The 16,624-nt window shown below is 54.9% G+C and carries 17 protein-coding genes and 1 pseudogene; 12 read left to right on the top strand and 6 right to left on the bottom strand.

The annotated features are described in order from the left end of the window. Positions 1 to 145: 145 nt before the first annotated feature. From HV318_RS12295 to HV318_RS12285, 3 genes are all read left to right on the top strand, one after another. Entirely contained in the window at positions 146 to 1,339 is a 1,194-nt protein-coding gene (locus HV318_RS12295; protein WP_182272979.1) for a BaiN/RdsA family NAD(P)/FAD-dependent oxidoreductase, read from the top strand. A gap of 125 nt (positions 1,340 to 1,464) precedes the next feature. Further along, on the top strand, positions 1,465 to 1,863 hold the full coding sequence (locus tag HV318_RS12290) for a potassium channel family protein (RefSeq protein WP_182272978.1): 399 nt from the start codon (positions 1,465 to 1,467) through the stop codon (positions 1,861 to 1,863). A gap of 167 nt (positions 1,864 to 2,030) precedes the next feature. Beyond that, entirely contained in the window at positions 2,031 to 3,056 is a 1,026-nt protein-coding gene (locus HV318_RS12285; RefSeq protein WP_182272977.1) for a TerC/Alx family metal homeostasis membrane protein, read from the top strand. Between the two features lie 47 nt (positions 3,057 to 3,103). Here HV318_RS12285 and HV318_RS12280 read toward each other — a convergent pair whose 3' ends face one another. Beyond that, positions 3,104 to 3,766: an HAD family hydrolase gene (locus HV318_RS12280; protein ID WP_182272976.1), complete on the bottom strand. Its 663-nt coding sequence runs from the start codon at positions 3,764 to 3,766 to the stop codon at positions 3,104 to 3,106. Between the two features lie 237 nt (positions 3,767 to 4,003). Between HV318_RS12280 and HV318_RS12275 the strand changes: the two genes are divergently transcribed. From HV318_RS12275 to arnF, 9 genes and pseudogenes are all read left to right on the top strand, one after another. Continuing rightward, positions 4,004 to 4,531 carry an NlpC/P60 family protein gene (locus HV318_RS12275; RefSeq protein ID WP_182272975.1) on the top strand — a complete coding sequence of 176 codons (528 nt, stop codon included), beginning with the start codon at positions 4,004 to 4,006 and terminating at the stop codon, positions 4,529 to 4,531. Further along, positions 4,531 to 4,662, top strand: a pseudogene (locus tag HV318_RS12270) (phenolic acid decarboxylase); the annotation flags it as partial. The gene HV318_RS12275 and the pseudogene HV318_RS12270, both read left to right, overlap by 1 nt. Before the next feature lie 422 nt (positions 4,663 to 5,084). Beyond that, positions 5,085 to 6,224 carry a UDP-4-amino-4-deoxy-L-arabinose aminotransferase gene (gene arnB / locus HV318_RS12265; protein WP_182272974.1) on the top strand — a complete coding sequence of 380 codons (1,140 nt, stop codon included), beginning with the start codon at positions 5,085 to 5,087 and terminating at the stop codon, positions 6,222 to 6,224. Position 6,225: 1 nt separating this feature from the next. Continuing rightward, positions 6,226 to 7,209: an undecaprenyl-phosphate 4-deoxy-4-formamido-L-arabinose transferase gene (gene arnC / locus HV318_RS12260; RefSeq protein ID WP_182274588.1), complete on the top strand. Its 984-nt coding sequence runs from the start codon at positions 6,226 to 6,228 to the stop codon at positions 7,207 to 7,209. Further along, a complete protein-coding gene (gene arnA / locus HV318_RS12255; protein WP_182272973.1) occupies positions 7,206 to 9,188 on the top strand; it encodes a bifunctional UDP-4-amino-4-deoxy-L-arabinose formyltransferase/UDP-glucuronic acid oxidase ArnA in 1,983 nt (660 codons plus the stop codon). The genes arnC and arnA overlap by 4 nt, the downstream gene beginning before the upstream one ends. After that, positions 9,185 to 10,087, top strand: a complete 903-nt coding sequence (arnD, locus tag HV318_RS12250; RefSeq protein WP_182272972.1) for a 4-deoxy-4-formamido-L-arabinose-phosphoundecaprenol deformylase — start codon at positions 9,185 to 9,187, stop codon at positions 10,085 to 10,087. The genes arnA and arnD overlap by 4 nt, the downstream gene beginning before the upstream one ends. Beyond that, positions 10,084 to 11,742, top strand: a complete 1,659-nt coding sequence (gene arnT, locus HV318_RS12245) for a lipid IV(A) 4-amino-4-deoxy-L-arabinosyltransferase (protein WP_182272971.1) — start codon at positions 10,084 to 10,086, stop codon at positions 11,740 to 11,742. The genes arnD and arnT overlap by 4 nt, the downstream gene beginning before the upstream one ends. Beyond that, complete coding sequence (gene arnE, locus HV318_RS12240; RefSeq protein ID WP_182272970.1) at positions 11,742 to 12,077, top strand: 4-amino-4-deoxy-L-arabinose-phosphoundecaprenol flippase subunit ArnE; 336 nt, start codon at positions 11,742 to 11,744, stop codon at positions 12,075 to 12,077. The genes arnT and arnE overlap by 1 nt, the downstream gene beginning before the upstream one ends. Next, the gene (gene arnF, locus HV318_RS12235; protein WP_182272969.1) at positions 12,074 to 12,466 is read left to right on the top strand and encodes a 4-amino-4-deoxy-L-arabinose-phosphoundecaprenol flippase subunit ArnF; all 393 of its coding nucleotides are present in this window, start codon (positions 12,074 to 12,076) and stop codon (positions 12,464 to 12,466) included. Before arnE ends, arnF begins: the two co-directional genes overlap by 4 nt. Here arnF and acpT read toward each other — a convergent pair. The 5 genes from acpT to HV318_RS12210 are packed head-to-tail and all read right to left on the bottom strand — an operon-like array spanning position 12,435 to position 16,624. Next, positions 12,435 to 13,028: a 4'-phosphopantetheinyl transferase AcpT gene (gene acpT / locus HV318_RS12230; RefSeq protein ID WP_182272968.1), complete on the bottom strand. Its 594-nt coding sequence runs from the start codon at positions 13,026 to 13,028 to the stop codon at positions 12,435 to 12,437. The genes arnF and acpT overlap by 32 nt on opposite strands. Positions 13,029 to 13,030: 2 nt before the next feature. Next, positions 13,031 to 14,260, bottom strand: a complete 1,230-nt coding sequence (locus HV318_RS12225) for a beta-ketoacyl-ACP synthase (RefSeq protein WP_182272967.1) — start codon at positions 14,258 to 14,260, stop codon at positions 13,031 to 13,033. After that, the gene (locus HV318_RS12220) at positions 14,257 to 14,988 is read right to left on the bottom strand and encodes a 3-ketoacyl-ACP reductase FabG2 (protein ID WP_182272966.1); all 732 of its coding nucleotides are present in this window, start codon (positions 14,986 to 14,988) and stop codon (positions 14,257 to 14,259) included. Before HV318_RS12220 ends, HV318_RS12225 begins: the two co-directional genes overlap by 4 nt. Continuing rightward, positions 14,985 to 15,458: a hotdog family protein gene (locus HV318_RS12215; protein ID WP_182272965.1), complete on the bottom strand. Its 474-nt coding sequence runs from the start codon at positions 15,456 to 15,458 to the stop codon at positions 14,985 to 14,987. Before HV318_RS12215 ends, HV318_RS12220 begins: the two co-directional genes overlap by 4 nt. After that, positions 15,455 to 16,624 carry a beta-ketoacyl-[acyl-carrier-protein] synthase family protein gene (locus HV318_RS12210; protein ID WP_182272964.1) on the bottom strand — a complete coding sequence of 390 codons (1,170 nt, stop codon included), beginning with the start codon at positions 16,622 to 16,624 and terminating at the stop codon, positions 15,455 to 15,457. Before HV318_RS12210 ends, HV318_RS12215 begins: the two co-directional genes overlap by 4 nt.

The raw sequence follows: 16,624 nt of genomic DNA, 5'->3' as shown, positions 1-16,624 counted from the left end.
TTTGATATTCCTTCGGCTTTGTCAGGGGAAGGTAAAGAAATATATTTTATTTTTCAATAAAATGACTGAAATCCGGGTTATTTACGCTGGTGCGACCACAGAGGAAACTTTACAATCCGCGGCAACTAACAAAGAGGGTTTTGACGTGGAAAGGTTTGATGCCGTTGTAATAGGTGCCGGTGCGGCGGGTATGTTTTGTGCGGCGATGGCCGGGCAAGCGGGCCGTCGTGTGCTGTTGCTGGATAATGGTAAAAAACCGGGCCGCAAGATCCTGATGTCGGGCGGCGGGCGTTGCAACTTCACTAACCTTTATGTCGAACCCGCGGCCTATTTGAGCCAAAACCGTCATTTTTGCAAATCTGCGCTGGCGCGTTATACCCAGTGGGATTTTATCGACCTGGTGGGTAAGCACGGCATCGCATGGCATGAAAAGACGCTGGGTCAGCTGTTTTGTGACGACTCCGCGCAGCAGATTGTCGACATGCTGGTGGCCGAGTGTGAAAAGGGCGGTGTGGTAATGCGTCTGCGTACGGAAGTGCTGGACGTGACCCGCGACGATCAGGGTTACACGCTGCACCTGAACGGTGAAAGCGTCAGCGCCGATAACCTGGTGATTGCCAGTGGCGGTCTTTCCATGCCTGGGCTGGGTGCCTCGCCATTTGGTTACAAAATTGCTGAGCAGTTTGGTCTGAAGGTACTGCCAACACGCGCGGGTCTGGTGCCGTTCACGCTGCATAAACCGCTTCTGGAACAGCTCCAGACGCTTTCTGGCGTCTCGGTTCCGTCGGTGATTACCGCGGAAGACGGTACGGTGTTCCGTGAAAATCTTCTCTTCACTCATCGTGGCCTCTCTGGCCCTGCGGTGCTGCAAATCTCAAGCTACTGGCAGCCGGGTGAGTTTGTTGCGGTTAACCTGTTACCCGATTGCGATCTGGATGCATTCCTCAACGAGCAACGTACCGTACACCCGAATCAAAGCCTGAAAAACACCCTGGCGATGCAGTTACCGAAACGGCTGGTGGAGTGTTTGCAGGTTTTGGGGCAGATCCCGGATGTCTCGCTCAAACAGCTCAATAGCCGTGAACAGCAGAGCCTGGTCGAAACGCTGACCCACTGGCGCGTCCAGCCAAACGGTACTGAAGGCTATCGCACAGCAGAAGTGACGCTCGGCGGGGTCGACACGCATGAGCTTTCTTCGCGCACGATGGAGGCCCGCAACTTGCCAGGTCTCTATTTCATTGGTGAAGTGATGGACGTCACCGGCTGGCTCGGTGGGTATAACTTCCAGTGGGCATGGGCAAGTGCCTGGGCGTGTGCGCAGGCGCTGGCAGAAAAATAATAACCTTGAGCAATTATTGCACCAACTTTATCCCCCGGTTCCACTAAGCTTCGACTCAGCGAAACAATTTCAGATGCCCCGATGCGTTCGCGGGGCAATCCTCTTTTCCGGTCAGAGCACTCCCCATGATATTACTCAGCATCACTATTTTGCTTACCCTTACCGTGGTTATCCATTCGCTGTGGATGTTTTGTGTTTTAAAATTCATCAACCTGGAGGTGGGTTCTGCCATACGCGTTGTATTACGCAATGTCGGCATTGTCATTTCAATGATCTTCGCCCATCTTCTTGAAGCCGGGCTTTTCGCCGCGTTTTACTTTGTGGTTGAGGCATTTAACGACTGGAACACCAGCTTCTATTTTTCTCTGGTGAGCTATGCGACGGTAGGATATGGCGATGTCACCTTACCCTTGCACTGGCGGGTTATTGGTGGCCTGGAAGGGCTGGTGGGAGCGTTGATGGTGGGATGGTCTGTGGCGGTGCTGGTCGGGGTCCTTCAGCGTTTACGTGGGATGAGTACCTAAACGACAGATGCGCTACCCCCGGGTAGTAAGGTAAAGTACATCTCCTTGCGCAGCCGATATGGCTGCGGATTTGAGGGTGAAGAGGCTGATAAACAGCCCGCCCTTTTCAATTACTGGCGTATGCCAGTCTGCATGGTGTTGTGTTTTGTCTTCCAAAAGGGTTGTGTATGTCAGCTGCTCATCTCGGTTTCCCGACTGAAACCGTTGTTGTCTTTGTTGTGATGGCCGTTGGGGCGATGTTTATCGACCTCTTCATGCATCGTCATGACAAACCTGTCTCACTGAAAAGCGCCGCGATGTGGTCCATTTTTTGGTTCACGATGGCAATGGCGTTTGCCGGGTTCCTGTATGTTCACCACGGTGCAGAGATGGCAAGCCTGTTCCTCACCGGTTACGCGCTGGAGGAAGTGCTCTCCGTCGATAACCTGTTTGTGATGATGGCGATTTTTGCCTGGTTTGGTGTGCCGGATAAATACCGTCACCGCGTCCTCTACTGGGGCGTTCTGGGGGCGATTGTCTTCCGCGGTATCTTTGTTGCCATTGGCACCAGTCTGTTGAGCCTGGGCCCTTACGTTGAGGTGGTTTTCGCGCTGATCGTTGGCTGGACGGCCGTGATGATGCTCAAACGCAATGAAGAGAGTGATGAAGTTGAAGATTACTCCGGTCATCTGGCCTATCGGCTGGTGAAGCGCTTCTATCCTGTCTGGCCGAAAATCAGCAGTCATGCCTTTATTCTGACCCAGAAAGAGGTTGATGCGGAGCTTGAAAAGCCAGAGAACCAGGATGTGATGGTCGGGCGCATGAAGAAGGCGAAGCGCTACGCAACGCCGCTGTTGCTCTGTGTGGCAGTAGTGGAACTGTCTGACGTGATGTTTGCGTTTGACTCAGTACCGGCCATTATTGCCGTCAGCCGTGAACCGCTCATTATCTATAGTGCAATGATGTTCGCCATTCTTGGCCTGCGAACCCTCTACTTCGTGCTGGAAGCGCTGAAGCAGTATCTGGTGCATCTGGAGAAAGCGGTGGTGGCGCTGTTGTTCTTCGTGGCCTTCAAGCTGGGACTCAATGCGACCGATCACTTCTGGCATCACGGTTACAGCATTGATGCCACGGCAAGCCTGTTTGTGGTACTTGGCGTGCTGGCACTGGGAATTATTGCGAGTGTCATGTTCCCGGGAAGGGAAGAGGCCTAAGGTAAGTTGCCCTCTCCCCGTGGGAGAGGGCAGCAGACCGCACTGGATTAACCCTTGAGCGGCGAATTCTTGCGCTTGCGCGGAGGGTGGAAATGCCGCCAGTGTGGATCCTGTGCGGCCGCCAGCAGTTCGTGGTCGCCACGGGTATCCCCCCAGGCGCGCAGGTGGTAATCGTTCAGATTGCCGTACACCTTTTCCAGCCTGGCCACCTTCTGAGCACAGCGGCAGTTGTTACCCGTGATACGCCCGGTCAGCTTACCGTTTTTGACTTCCAGCTGTGTCCCAATCAACTTAATACCAAGCTTATCGGCCCACGGCTGGAGCACTAGCGCCGGGGAAGCGGAACAGATAGTCACTTCCGCACCGGAATTAACTTCCGCTGCAACGGCCAGCACGCCCGCAGGGCGCATCAGCTTATCCCAGTATTTTTCGCAAAACGCTTCAGCCTGCTGACGTAACCAGTGTTCATCCACGCCCGTCAGGAACGTTTTAATCAGCACTTCTTTCAGCTCATCGCGCGTCAGTTTGCGGCGTACACAATGGAGCGTCGGTAACGCCATGCGCACCAGTCGGCCCGCGAAGTAACGTTTACCAAAGGCAAAGCGCAGGAAAGGGATAAAGCTGTCGTGGTGCGTCAATGTGCCATCAAAGTCGAAGACAGAGAGCACGTTGGACTTCGCTACTGCCTCGTCGGCAATCATATTGGTCATAAATACGTCTTAGCTGAAATACACATTCTGCTTAATAGTTTACCTGTTTTACCCCGACAGTCCTTCGATCACGTGCATTTTTTTATCAATCTTGCGACCCCGGAATGAGTCCAGTTTTGGTCTCGATAAAGATTGGGTGAAAAATGAGCTGCCCATATTATAACCACATCGAAAGATATTTCGGGGGAACATTGGCCTCCACAGGTAAGGAAAAATTCACTCACTGTTTCTTTTGTTATGACTTTCAGACTTCTTATTTCAGTACTTTCGTTAAGTTTTGCATCGTTTTCTGCATTGAGTTTTCAACTGCCTGTGTCGATGTTATCAATGAACAGCGACCTGGCGATCTCTCCAGCGAAGGCCGCGCTGGTTCATCAGGGATCTGGCCCGCTTCGCTCGCGTTTGTTGGATCAATACCAGAAATGGAAAGGCACTCACTACCAGTGGGGGGGCACTACACGTCACGGTGTGGACTGCTCCGCGCTGATGCAGCATTTGTTCAGCGATGCGGCACATATTGATTTGCCGCGCACGACGAGCGAACAGATCCACCGCGGTGTACAGGTGGCGCAATACCGCCTGAAGGCCGGAGATCTGGTGTTCTTCCAGACTGGCCCGAACCGTAAACATGTGGGCGTCTATATTGGCGACAGCCAGTTTATTCACGCGTCGAGCAGCCAGGGGGTAACGGTTTCAACCCTGACCGATAACTACTGGCAAGAGCGTTATATTACTGCTCGCCGGGTGGCAGGCAGTGCAGCCTGACGGAACTCATTGATGAATATACGACAATCACTTTTGTACGCGGCTGCGGTGCGAACAATGACAGCATTATCGCCTGCTCAGCCGGTGAACGGCCTGATAATTTTTCTGCTAATCTTAACGAAACGCGATAATTCACATTAATAAAAATTCCCGGGGTGACTTCTTTTAGTCAAAAACCTTCGGGATTTTTATATTGGTTGAGCATTCATTTACTTTTCTGGTTTTTCACGTAAACGGATTGAAATGTAAGCGTATTTGCCGTGAGCATATTCACAAAAAAATCAAAACATAGCGATTTGACCTATCCTGGTGTTGCTAAATGATTTTTTATCCTTCCTCTCATGTTAACCTCATTACACTTCAAGCATGTCTTAATTCTTTCCTAAGAAAAGGACGCTACTTTGCCTTAGTTGATGGTTTGTTGACATAAATGAAGCGGCGACTAAATTCTATTTGGTATTTATTTAATAACCATCTTGCAAGATCCCATTGAGCTGCCCATGACGACAGCGCAGTAAAAGATGATGCTTTTAATACAGCAAGGAAATGAATAATGAGTGATTTTCTGCCTTTTTCGCGACCGTCGATGGGCGCTGAGGAAATTGCGGCGCTTCAGGACGTTTTGATGTCAGGCTGGATCACCACTGGGCCGAAAAATCAGGAGCTTGAAGAGGCATTCTGTCAACTTACGGGAAATCATCATGCGATTGCCGTCAGCTCTGCAACCGCGGGGATGCATGTCACGCTGATGGCGATGGGCATTGGCCCTGGCGATGAAGTGATCACGCCATCCCTGACCTGGGTGTCGACGCTGAATATGATCGTTCTGCTGGGCGCAACGCCAGTGATGATCGATGTAGACAGAGATACGCTGATGGTCACTCCGGAAGCCGTCGAAGCTGCCATCACACCGCGTACCAAAGCGATTATACCTGTTCACTATGCAGGGGCTCCGTGTGATATCGACGCCATCCGTGCTATCGGTGAACGTCATGGTATTCCCGTCATTGAAGATGCAGCGCATGCAGCGGGAACGTACTACAAAGACCACCATGTGGGCTGGCAAGGCACCGCGATTTTCTCTTTCCACGCCATTAAAAATATGACCTGCGCCGAAGGCGGGTTAGTGGTGACGGATGATGCGCAACTGGCGCAGCGGATCCGCAGCCTGAAATTCCACGGACTGGGTGTGGATGCCTATGACCGCCAGACGCACGGTCGTGCGCCGCAGGCAGAGGTTATCTCCCCTGGCTTCAAATACAACCTGGCGGACATTAACGCTGCTCTGGCACTGGTGCAGTTAGGCAAACTGAAGAATGCCAACAAACGTCGTCAGGAAATTGCCGAACGCTACCTGCTGGAACTTGCAGATACGCCGTTCCAGCCACTGAGTATCCCGGCCTGGCCACATGTACACGCCTGGCATCTTTTTATCATTCGTGTTGATGAAGCCCGGTGTGGGATCTCACGCGATAACCTGATGGCTGCGCTGAAAGAGAAAGGCATTGGTACTGGCCTGCATTTCCGCGCCGCCCACACGCAAAAATACTACCGCGAGCGTTTTCCGGATGTATCGCTCCCGAACTCTGAATGGAATAGCGCGCGTATTTGTTCTCTCCCTCTTTTCCCGGATATGACTCATGACGACACCACCCGTGTCATTACCGCACTCCATCAGCTCGCAGGAAATTGATATGTTCAGTACACCGCCGGTACAAAAAGTTTCCGTGGTGATCCCGGTTTATAACGAGCAGGAGAGCCTGCCCGAACTGATCCGCCGCACGACGGCCGCCTGTGACACGATGGGCAAAGCTTACGAAATTCTGCTGGTGGATGACGGCAGTAGCGACAATTCCGCGCTGATGCTGACCGAAGCCGCACAGGTTGAAGGTAGCCACATTGTGGCCGTACTGCTTAACCGTAACTACGGCCAGCACTCGGCGATTATGGCCGGGTTCAGCCACGTGACGGGCGATCTGATCATCACCCTGGATGCCGATCTGCAAAACCCACCGGAAGAGATCCCGCGCCTGGTCGCCAAAGCCGATGAAGGCTATGACGTGGTGGGCACGGTGCGGCAAAACCGTCAGGACAGCCTGTTCCGCAAGCTGGCTTCTCGCACTATCAACCGTCTGATCCAGCGCACCACCGGTAAAGCGATGGGGGATTACGGCTGCATGCTGCGTGCCTATCGTCGCCACATTGTGGATGCCATGCTGCACTGCCACGAACGCAGTACGTTTATCCCTATTCTGGCGAATACCTTTGCCCGTAAAGCGACGGAAATCCCGGTGCTGCATGCCGAGCGTGAGCATGGGGAGTCAAAGTACAGCTTTATGCGTCTCATCAACCTGATGTATGACCTGATCACCTGCCTGACCACGACGCCGCTGCGTCTGCTGAGCGTTTTCGGCAGCATCATCGCAGTGGCCGGGTTTGCGATTTCCGTTCTGTTGGTCGCCTTGCGACTGATCTTTGGCCCACAGTGGGCGGCGGAAGGGGTCTTTATGCTGTTTGCCGTTCTGTTCATGTTCATCGGTGCCCAGTTTGTTGGTATGGGCTTACTCGGTGAATACATCGGCCGTATCTATAACGATGTTCGCGCACGTCCGCGCTACTTTATTCAACGTGTTGTCCGTCAGGAACACAAAGCGTCTCAAGAGGAAATTCACCCATGAAAGCTGTTGTATTTGCCTATCACGATATGGGGTGCACGGGCACACTGGCCCTGCTGGAAGCGGGCTATGATATTGCTGCAATCTTTACCCATCCGGACGTTGCGGGAGAAAACAATTTCTTCGGTTCCGTGGCACGCATTGCTGCAGAGCGCGGCATTCCGGTTTACGCCCCGGACGATGTGAACCACCCGCTGTGGGTTGACCGCATTCAGAAGCTTTCTCCTGACGTGATCTTCTCTTTCTACTACCGCAATCTGATCTGCGACGACATCTTAAACGTGGCTGCCAAAGGTGCGTTTAACCTCCACGGCTCTCTGCTGCCAGCTTACCGTGGCCGCGCACCGCTGAACTGGGTGCTGGTTAACGGTGAAACCGAAACCGGTGTAACCCTGCACCGCATGGTGCATCGTGCCGATGCGGGCGCTATCGTGGCGCAGCATAAAGTGGCTATCGATGCTGATGAAACGGCGCTGCAACTTCATCACAAACTCTGCGCGACGGCGCAAACCTTGCTACGCGATGCGCTGCCAGCCATTCAGAATGGCTCTTTCAGCGAAACCGCCCAGGATGAGAGCAAAGCAAGCTGCTTTGGCCGCCGTAAGCCAGAAGATGGTCGTCTGGACTGGAACAAACCTGCTCGCCAGCTGCACAACCTGGTGCGTGCCGTTACCGATCCGTGGCCAGGCGCATACAGCTTTGCCGGGGTTAGCAAGTTTATCGTCTGGAAATCCCGCGTGCGTGACGACATTCCAGCGGCAAAACCGGGTACGGTTGTCTCTGTTTCTCCACTGGTTGTGAGCTGTGGCGAACAGGCGCTGGAGATCGTTACCGGACAAACCGACAACGGTCTGTACGTTCAGGGCACACAGCTGGCGCAGTCTCTGGGTCTGGTCACCGGGGCACTGATCACCAGCGCACCGGTTGTTGCCATCAAACGCCGCACACGCGTGCTGATCCTCGGTGTGAACGGCTTTATCGGTAACCACCTGACTGAGCGTCTGCTGAAGGACGATAACTACGAAATCTATGGCCTGGATATCGGCTCTGATGCCATCAGCCGCTTCCTGGACAACCCGCGCTTCCACTTCGTTGAAGGGGATATCAGCATCCATTCCGAATGGATTGAATATCACATTAAAAAATGTGACGTGGTGCTGCCGCTGGTTGCCATTGCCACACCAATTGAATATACCCGTAACCCGCTGCGCGTGTTCGAGCTGGACTTCGAAGAGAACCTGAAGATTATCCGCGACTGCGTGAAATACGATAAGCGCATCATCTTCCCGTCCACCTCTGAAGTGTACGGCATGTGTACCGACAAAAACTTCGACGAAGACACCTCTAACCTGGTGGTCGGGCCGATCAACAAACAGCGCTGGATTTACTCCGTCTCCAAACAGCTGCTGGATCGCGTGATTTGGGCATATGGCGAGAAAGAAGGCCTGCGCTTTACTCTGTTCCGTCCGTTTAACTGGATGGGTCCACGTCTGGATAACCTGAACGCAGCGCGTATCGGCAGCTCCCGTGCGATCACCCAGCTGATCCTGAACCTGGTGGAAGGTTCCCCGATCAAGCTTATCGAAGGCGGCAAACAAAAACGCTGCTTTACCGATATCAGCGACGGTATTGAAGCGCTGTTCCGCATCATCGAAAACAAAGATGGTCGTTGCAACGGTGAAATCATCAACATCGGTAACCCGGATAACGAAGCGAGCATTCGTGAACTGGCTGAGATGCTGCTGGCAAGCTTTGAACGCCACCCACTGCGCGATAAATTCCCACCGTTTGCGGGCTTCCGTGAAGTGGAAAGCAGCAGCTACTACGGTAAAGGCTATCAGGATGTTGAGCACCGTAAGCCAAGCATTCGCAATGCGAAGCGCTGCCTGAACTGGGCACCGGGCGTTAAGATGGAACAAACCATTGATGAAACGCTCGACTTCTTCCTGCGCACTGTGGAGCTGTCGGAACAGACATCATGAAGAAGGTCGGTTTACGCATTGATGTCGACACCTTCAGGGGTACGCGTGACGGCGTACCCAAACTTCTGGAGTTGCTGAGCAAACACGATGTGCGGGCCAGTATTTTCTTCAGCGTAGGGCCTGACAACATGGGACGCCATTTATGGCGTCTGATTAAACCGGCATTCCTGTTCAAAATGCTGCGCTCGCGCGCAGCATCCCTGTACGGCTGGGATATTTTACTGGCCGGAACCGCATGGCCTGGCAGGCGTATTGGCGCGGGTAATGAAGACATTATTCGCGAAGCAGCGCAGCGTCATGAGGTGGGTTTACATGCCTGGGATCACCATGCCTGGCAAGCCTGGGCTGGTGTCTGGGACATTTCGCGCCTGACGCGTGAAGTCGAGCGCGGCGTGATGGAGCTGGAAGCCATTATCTGCCAGCCTGTGCGTTGTTCCGCCGTCGCGGGATGGCGTGCGGATCAGCGCGTGGTGAAAGCCAAAGAACCCTTCGCGTTTCGCTACAATAGCGATTGTCGCGGTACTGGCCCGTTTTTACCGCAGTTAGGGGAAAACAAGGTGGGTACTGTGCAAATCCCGGTCACGCTTCCCACCTGGGATGAAGTGGTTGGGCGCGAGGTGAGCGCCGAGGGGTTTAACCGCTATATTCTGGACTGCATTCATCGCGACAACGGTACGCCGGTCTATACGATCCACGCTGAAGTGGAAGGGATCGCGTATCAGCATGATTTCGATGCACTGTTGACGATGGCCGCTCAGGAGGGCATTCAGTTCTGCCCGTTGAGCGAAATGCTGCCAGACGATCTCAGCACGTTGCCTGGTGGCAAAATTGTGCGTAATGAAATGGCTGGCCGGGAAGGCTGGCTTGGCTATCAACAAACCGTGAGTCCGGTACCATGAAAGCAGCCCGTTATGGCTTAGCGCTTCTCGCACTGTTTATCGTTTACTACCTCATTCCGGTCGATATCCGCCTGTTATGGCAACCTGATGAAACACGTTATGCGGAAATCAGCCGCGAAATGTTGGCATCAGGAGACTGGGTTGTACCGCATTTTCTGGGTCTGCGTTATTTTGAAAAGCCTATTGCCGGCTACTGGATTAACAGTATCGGGCAACTGCTGTTTGGTCACACTAACTTTGCCGTGCGCGCGGGCGTCATATTCTCGACCGGGTTAACGGTATTGCTGGTGATCTGGATGGCCTGGTATCTCTGGCGGGATAAGCGCGTTGCGCTTTTCTCCGGTCTTATCTTCTTAACCCTGTTCCTGGTGTATGGCATCGGCACGTATGCGGTGCTGGATCCCATCATTACCTTGTGGCTGGTGGCGGCGATGTGCAGCTTCTGGCTGGCTTCGCAGGCAAAAACGGTTACCGGAAAAGCGGGCGGCTACGTGCTGCTGGGGCTTGCCTGCGGCATGGGGGTCATGACCAAAGGCTTCCTGGCGCTGGCGGTACCGGTGATTGGCGTGTTGCCGTGGGTGATTGCCCAGAAGCGCTGGAAAGAGGTGCTGATTTTTGGTGGGCTGGCGATCCTGAGCTGCGTGCTAATCGTCCTCCCCTGGGGGCTGGCGATTGCCCATCGTGAACCTGATTTCTGGCGTTACTTCTTCTGGGTTGAACATATTCAGCGTTTTGCCCAGAGCGATGCGCAGCACAAGGCTCCATTCTGGTATTACCTGCCATTCCTGATTGCAGGAAGCCTGCCGTGGCTGGCACTGCTGCCTGGCGCACTGCGTCTGGGCTGGAGTGAAAGACAGCTGAATGCAGGCGGTGGGCTTTATCTGCTCGGATGGGTGGTGATGCCGCTGCTGTTCTTCAGCATTGCCAAAGGCAAACTGCCAACCTATATCCTGCCGTGTTTTGCCCCGCTGGCGATCCTGATGGCGCGCTATGCCTGCATCGCGGCGGAAAAAGGGGCCAAAGCGTTACGCATTAACGGTGGCATCAACCTCGCGTTTGGCGTCATCGGCGTGCTGGCGGCGCTGGTGGTTTCTCCGTGGGGATTGTCGAAGCACCCGGTCTGGACGTCTGTCGAGCTGTATAAGGTCTTCTGTGCGGTGGTGGCTTTCCTCATCTGGGCTGTCGTGGGCTGGTTTACCCTCAGACAGAGCCAACAGCGCTGGTGGCTGGCGGCGCTGTGTCCTGCCGGTATTGCATTGCTGATTGGCTTTGCCATCCCTAACCTGGTGGTCGATTCAAAGCAGCCGCAGTCGCTGGTGGATACCGTGCGTGACCCGCTTCAGGACAGCACCTTCGTCCTGGCCAACAACGTCGGGGTGGCTTCCGGACTGGCGTGGGAGCTGAAGCGTAATGACATCATTCTGTTTGGTCAGAGTGGCGAACTGCGATACGGCCTGGACTTCCCGGATGTGAAAGATCGTTTTGTGGGTCGTGAGGATTTCGCACAATGGCTGGCGGAGCATCGCCAGAAGGGGAAAATCTCGCTGGTGATCCTGATGTCGAAAAATGACGACCTCAAGCGGGTTAACCTGCCAAAACCGGACAGTCTGTACATTCAGGGCCGTCTGGCCTACCTGCAGTATCTGCCACAGTGATGACCTGGTTCTGGCTGATACTGGCAAGCCTGTTAAGCTGCGCAGGACAACTTTGCCAGAAACAAGCAACCCGTCCGGCGAAAGCCGGGCGGCGTGGCCTGCATATCATGCTGTGGATTGGGCTGGCTCTGCTGGCGCTGGGCACGGGTATGCTGGTCTGGCTGGTGGTGTTGCAGCGTCTTCCTGTCGGGATTGCCTACCCCATGCTGAGCCTTAATTTTGTCTGGGTAACGCTGGCGGCGAAGGTATTCTGGCATGAAAAGGTGGCTATGAATCACTGGCTGGGCGTCGGGTTCATTATTGTCGGGATTGTTTTACTGGGAGGAAGCCTGTGAAAGGTGCGTTCTGGGCTTTATGCAGCGTGGTGTTAGTCAGTGCGGCGCAGCTTTTACTGCGTCATGCCATGCTGGCGCTGCCGCCTGTCAGTGATATTTTCGCGTTTATCTCTGCCCTCTGGCATTTCTCATCTGGTACGGGCGCGCTGATGCTGGGGCTGATGGGTTATGTGGCGTCGATGGGCTGCTGGTATCTGGCCCTGCATCGCATGGCGCTCAGCAAAGCGTATGCCCTGCTGAGCCTCAGCTATATTCTGGTGTGGGGAGCGGCAATCTTACTGCCCGGCAGGGAGGAACAATTCTCCTGGCAAGGTCTGATGGGCGTCGGATTTATTATTCTGGGTGTGCTGGTGATTTTTATGCCTCAGACATGCCGTGGTGAAAAATAGACCCGGCAGTAAGGGTATAAGGGGTCGCCGTGCAGACGGCAAGGCTCAACGAACCAAACTGTAACTGACTGACCGAATGTGCCTGAGAGGTGCTGTCGATACTGACAATCTGCCAGGCACTACCACCTCGCTGTTTCACAATCGCCTCTTTACGCGTCCAGATCCCCCAGAAAGCAGAGAGCTTAGCCTCCGGATCCTCGCGCTCCAGTTCTGCATGTTCCGCCACACTGAAGACGGCATTCGCCAGCGCCTGCCAGTTTTCACGCGGGCGTATCACTTCAATATCGCAGCCCACTTCACCTTCATCGCTCAGCAGCAACGCAATATCGTCACCACTATGGCTCAAATTAAACCAGAGCGGGTGTGCGTCCACGAAGGCCGGTTTCCCCTGCTCACCGTAGACGATTTCGGGTAGTGGGGAAGGGGATAATGTTCTGGCGAGCAGCGTCCTGCCCGCCAGCCAGGAGGCATTTCGCGCACCCTGAGGTGCCATGTCTGCGAGCGTTGACGCCAGCGGGTCCGCGCAAAGGGTGGAGATTTTTCCCAGTACAAACTGGTACATAGTTACGCCCAGCGTTTGATGATTATCGAGGTATTGATTCCGCCGAATGCGAAGTTATTGCTTTGCAGATACTCGCAATCAATCTGACGGGCTTCCCCCATAATATAATCTAAAGCGCCACATTGCTCATCTGGTTGTCTTAAATTGAGTGTCGGGATAAACCAGCCTTCACGCATCATCTGCAGGCTTAGCCAGGCTTCCATTGCCCCACAGGCCCCCAGCGTGTGGCCAAAATAGCTCTTCAGCGATGAGATAGGTACGTTGTCGCCGTAAATCGCGGCGGTGGCCAGACTCTCGGCGATGTCACCGCGATCGGTCGCGGTACCGTGGGCAGAAATGTACCCCATGTCCAGCGCGCTTAAACCGGCCATCGCCAGTGATTGCTCCATGCAAATCTGCATTGTTTCGCGCTGTGGCTGGGTGATATGGGCCGCATCGCAGTTAGTGGCGAAGCCCACAATCTCGCCATAAATAGTGGCACCGCGCGCTTTGGCGTGCTCCAGCTCTTCCAGAACGAGGGTACTTGCGCCTTCGCCAATCACCAGGCCATCGCGCTGAGTATCAAATGGTGACGGCGTGGTTTTAGGCGTATCGTTGCGCTGGCTGGTGGCAAACAGGGTATCGAAAACCGCCGCTTCAGAAGGGCAAAGTTCTTCCGCTCCGCCGGCGACCATGACGGTTTGATAACCATGACGAATCGCTTCCCAGGCGTAGCCAATCGCCTGACTGCCGGACGTACAGGCGCTTGATGTCGGGATAACACGACCACGCAGGCCAAAGAACAGGCCCGTGTTCACGGCGGTGGTGTGTGGCATCATCTGCACGTAGGTGGTGCCGGTGATGTTATTGGTGTGCTTTTCGGTGAGCATGGTCGCAAACTCGCTGACCGGCCCGGTACTGCCAGTGGAAGAACCATAGGCGATACCGGTTTGGCCGTTAGTGAGCACGGCTTCGCCAATCAAGCCCGCTTGTTCCAGAGCTAACTCAGTGGCGCGGGTCGACATCAACGACACGCGACCCATGGCACGGATACGCTTGCGGGTATAGTGTTCCGGTAGGGTAAAATCATCAATCGGCGCGCCCAGTAGGGTGTGCAGGCCATCATAAATCTGCCACTCTGGCATGGTGCGTACCGCATTTTCATACGCCAGCAGTCTGCTGGAAACGGATTGCCAGTTTTCGCCAAAGGCAGTGACCCCACCCATCCCTGTAATCACCACGCGACGCGTCATAGCATTCCTCCGTTAATGGAAATGACCTGGCGGGTGACGTAGCCCGCAATATCTGACATCAGATAACTGGCCAGCCCTGCGACTTCCTCGGCCTGGCCCATACGTTTCATTGGGATGATGGACATCGCTTCTTTTAGTGCGGCTTCTTCCATCTCGATCATCCCGGTATTGATTAGCCCGGGCGCAATGCAGTTCACCGTGATTTTTCGTTTAGCCAGCTCAATTGCCAGTGCTTTGGTGGCTCCGATGATGCCCGCTTTTGCCGCGCTGTAGTTCACCTGGCCACGGTTGCCCATTACGCCGGACACCGACGATAAGGTGATAATACGCCCCCCCTGACGGGTGCCGATCATCGGCATAATGCAAGGGTGAATGACATTATAAAAACTGTCGAGGTTAGTGTGGATCACGCTATCCCAGTCGTCTTCGCTGAGCGCTGGAAACGCACCGTCACGTGTGATCCCGGCGTTACTGACCACGCCATACCATGCCCCGTGGGTGTCGATGTTCTGCTCAATCACCTCACGACATTGCTCGCGGTTACCCACATCGAAGGAGAGTAAACGACCCTTGCCGCCAGCCAGGGTGATGGCATCCAGTGTCTCCTGCGCGCCTGTGGCGTCACGATGGTAATGCACACCTACGGTGAACCCGTCAGCGGCAAGCTGGCGGGCGATGGCACGACCAATGCCTTTGCTGGCCCCGGTGACCAGTACGGAACGACTCATGCGTTTAATCCCTGATTAAAAAGCGATGTTAATTCTTCTGCACTCGGCTGGAAAGTGTTTACGCGGCCGGTGGCCAGTACCTTATCACCGGCAGTAATGGCGCATTCGAAACTGCCGAAACGCTCGTCCTGCATCAGCAGTTTGACGGTGATCTCCAGCGTCGCCCCCGCAGTAAAATAACCGCTGGCGCACACCAGCTCGCGCGCACCGAGCACCATACCCAGAGCAATATGATCCTGTCCTTGCTGCTGACGATGCCAGCCAGACCAAACGCCAACGGTCTGCGCCATGAGTTCGAGCGCATACCAGCCCGGCAGGTCACCCTCCGCATTCAGAAACGGTGCCAGTACGCTTTGCCTGTTGACCGCTACGCGGCACACGGCGGTGTCGTCAGTGACACGTTCAACGGACTCCAGCAACAGCATCGGCGCATCGTGTGGCAGATAGGTAACAGGTGGTAAGTAGCTCATGACACTCTCCCCAGCAGGATGCTGGCGTTGTTACCGCCAAATGCGAATGAGTTAGACAAAATGACCGGTTTTTTCAGGGCGATGCTCCTGTGCAACACTCCGCACGGTGGCAGCGTGTCGTCCGGCGCATAGCGGGTGAAATCCTGTGGCGGTAACGGCAGATTGTGCGTCAGGATAAGCCAGCTCAGCGCTGCTTCTGTGATACCGGCAGCCCCCAGCGTGTGGCCGGTAAGATGTTTGGTGGAACTGCAGGGCACGTTTTCCCCAAAGAGATCGTGTACCACCTGCGATTCAATTTGGTCGTTGAGTGGCGTGGCGGTGCCATGCAGGTTGATATAGCCGATATCACCAGCGTGTAGGCCCGCTTCGTTCAGCGCCTGGGTAATGGCGTGAATGGCTCCCTGGCCTTGCGGGTGCGGGGCGGAAATATGGTAAGCATCGCTTGATTCCCCTGTCCCCAGCAGTGCCACTTCCGCAGGCTCTCGGGTCAGCACCATTAACGCTGCGGCTTCACCAATGGTGATACCCCGACGGTCACGGCCAAATGGCTCGCAGAGCGTCGGGGAAAGTGATTCGAGGCTGTTAAAACCGTTCACTGGCATTCGGCTAAGCGTGTCTGCGCCGCCAACAATGGCGATATCAACCAGTCCGGCGTCGATCAGGCGACGACCACTGATGATCGCCCGGGCGCTGGAAGAGCAGGCTGTCGAGATGGTATATGCCGGGCCTTCCAGCTGCAGCCAGTTGGCCAGGAAGCGGGACGGATCGCCCAGCTCCTGTTGTGGATACTGCCATTGGCTGCTGGCTTCACCGTTGAGGCTGCGACGCACATGCACATCACCTTCATCCAGCCCGGAGGTACTGGTGCCAAGCACAACCGCCACGCGGTCACGGCCAACGCGGGTGATCGCCTCATCAACGGTGGACTGAATTTGTGCCAGTGCGGCCAGTAATAACTGGTTATTGCGGGTACGGTGTGCGGACAAGGCTTCCGGGATGGGCGGCAGTTCACCTTCCACGCCACCCAGGACGGCCTCGGGTTGATCCTGCAGCCAGCCCGTTCGGCAGTGCATACCCGGAGCGATGCCCGCCGTCAGGTTAGCGGCAATCTCATCCAGCGAGTTGCCCAGCGCGTTGACCATGCCAACAGCGGAAATGTAGATCAT

This window comes from Enterobacter sp. RHBSTW-00901, from assembly GCF_014103115.1.
In the GTDB taxonomy this organism is placed as follows: domain Bacteria; phylum Pseudomonadota; class Gammaproteobacteria; order Enterobacterales; family Enterobacteriaceae; genus Enterobacter; species Enterobacter cloacae_P.
This window is presented reverse-complemented; position numbering and strand designations above follow the sequence as displayed.

Bases quoted from the DNA above. Each gene is read 5' to 3' on its own strand.
- HV318_RS12215 (WP_182272965.1), bottom strand. From the start codon at position 15,458: ATGAGCTACTTACCACCTGTTACCTATCTGCCACACGATGCGCCGATG.
- HV318_RS12220 (WP_182272966.1), bottom strand. From the start codon at position 14,988: ATGAGTCGTTCCGTACTGGTCACCGGGGCCAGCAAAGGCATTGGTCGT.
- acpT (WP_182272968.1), bottom strand. From the start codon at position 13,028: ATGTACCAGTTTGTACTGGGAAAAATCTCCACCCTTTGCGCGGACCCG.
- arnT (WP_182272971.1), top strand. From the start codon at position 10,084: ATGAAAGCAGCCCGTTATGGCTTAGCGCTTCTCGCACTGTTTATCGTT.
- HV318_RS12225 (WP_182272967.1), bottom strand. From the start codon at position 14,260: ATGACGCGTCGCGTGGTGATTACAGGGATGGGTGGGGTCACTGCCTTT.
- arnC (WP_182274588.1), top strand. From the start codon at position 6,226: ATGTTCAGTACACCGCCGGTACAAAAAGTTTCCGTGGTGATCCCGGTT.
- arnE (WP_182272970.1), top strand. From the start codon at position 11,742: ATGACCTGGTTCTGGCTGATACTGGCAAGCCTGTTAAGCTGCGCAGGA.
- HV318_RS12280 (WP_182272976.1), bottom strand. From the start codon at position 3,766: ATGACCAATATGATTGCCGACGAGGCAGTAGCGAAGTCCAACGTGCTC.
- HV318_RS12275 (WP_182272975.1), top strand. From the start codon at position 4,004: ATGACTTTCAGACTTCTTATTTCAGTACTTTCGTTAAGTTTTGCATCG.
- HV318_RS12290 (WP_182272978.1), top strand. From the start codon at position 1,465: ATGATATTACTCAGCATCACTATTTTGCTTACCCTTACCGTGGTTATC.
- arnB (WP_182272974.1), top strand. From the start codon at position 5,085: ATGAGTGATTTTCTGCCTTTTTCGCGACCGTCGATGGGCGCTGAGGAA.
- arnD (WP_182272972.1), top strand. From the start codon at position 9,185: ATGAAGAAGGTCGGTTTACGCATTGATGTCGACACCTTCAGGGGTACG.
- HV318_RS12210 (WP_182272964.1), bottom strand. From the start codon at position 16,624: ATGATCTACATTTCCGCTGTTGGCATGGTCAACGCGCTGGGCAACTCG.
- arnA (WP_182272973.1), top strand. From the start codon at position 7,206: ATGAAAGCTGTTGTATTTGCCTATCACGATATGGGGTGCACGGGCACA.
- HV318_RS12285 (WP_182272977.1), top strand. From the start codon at position 2,031: ATGTCAGCTGCTCATCTCGGTTTCCCGACTGAAACCGTTGTTGTCTTT.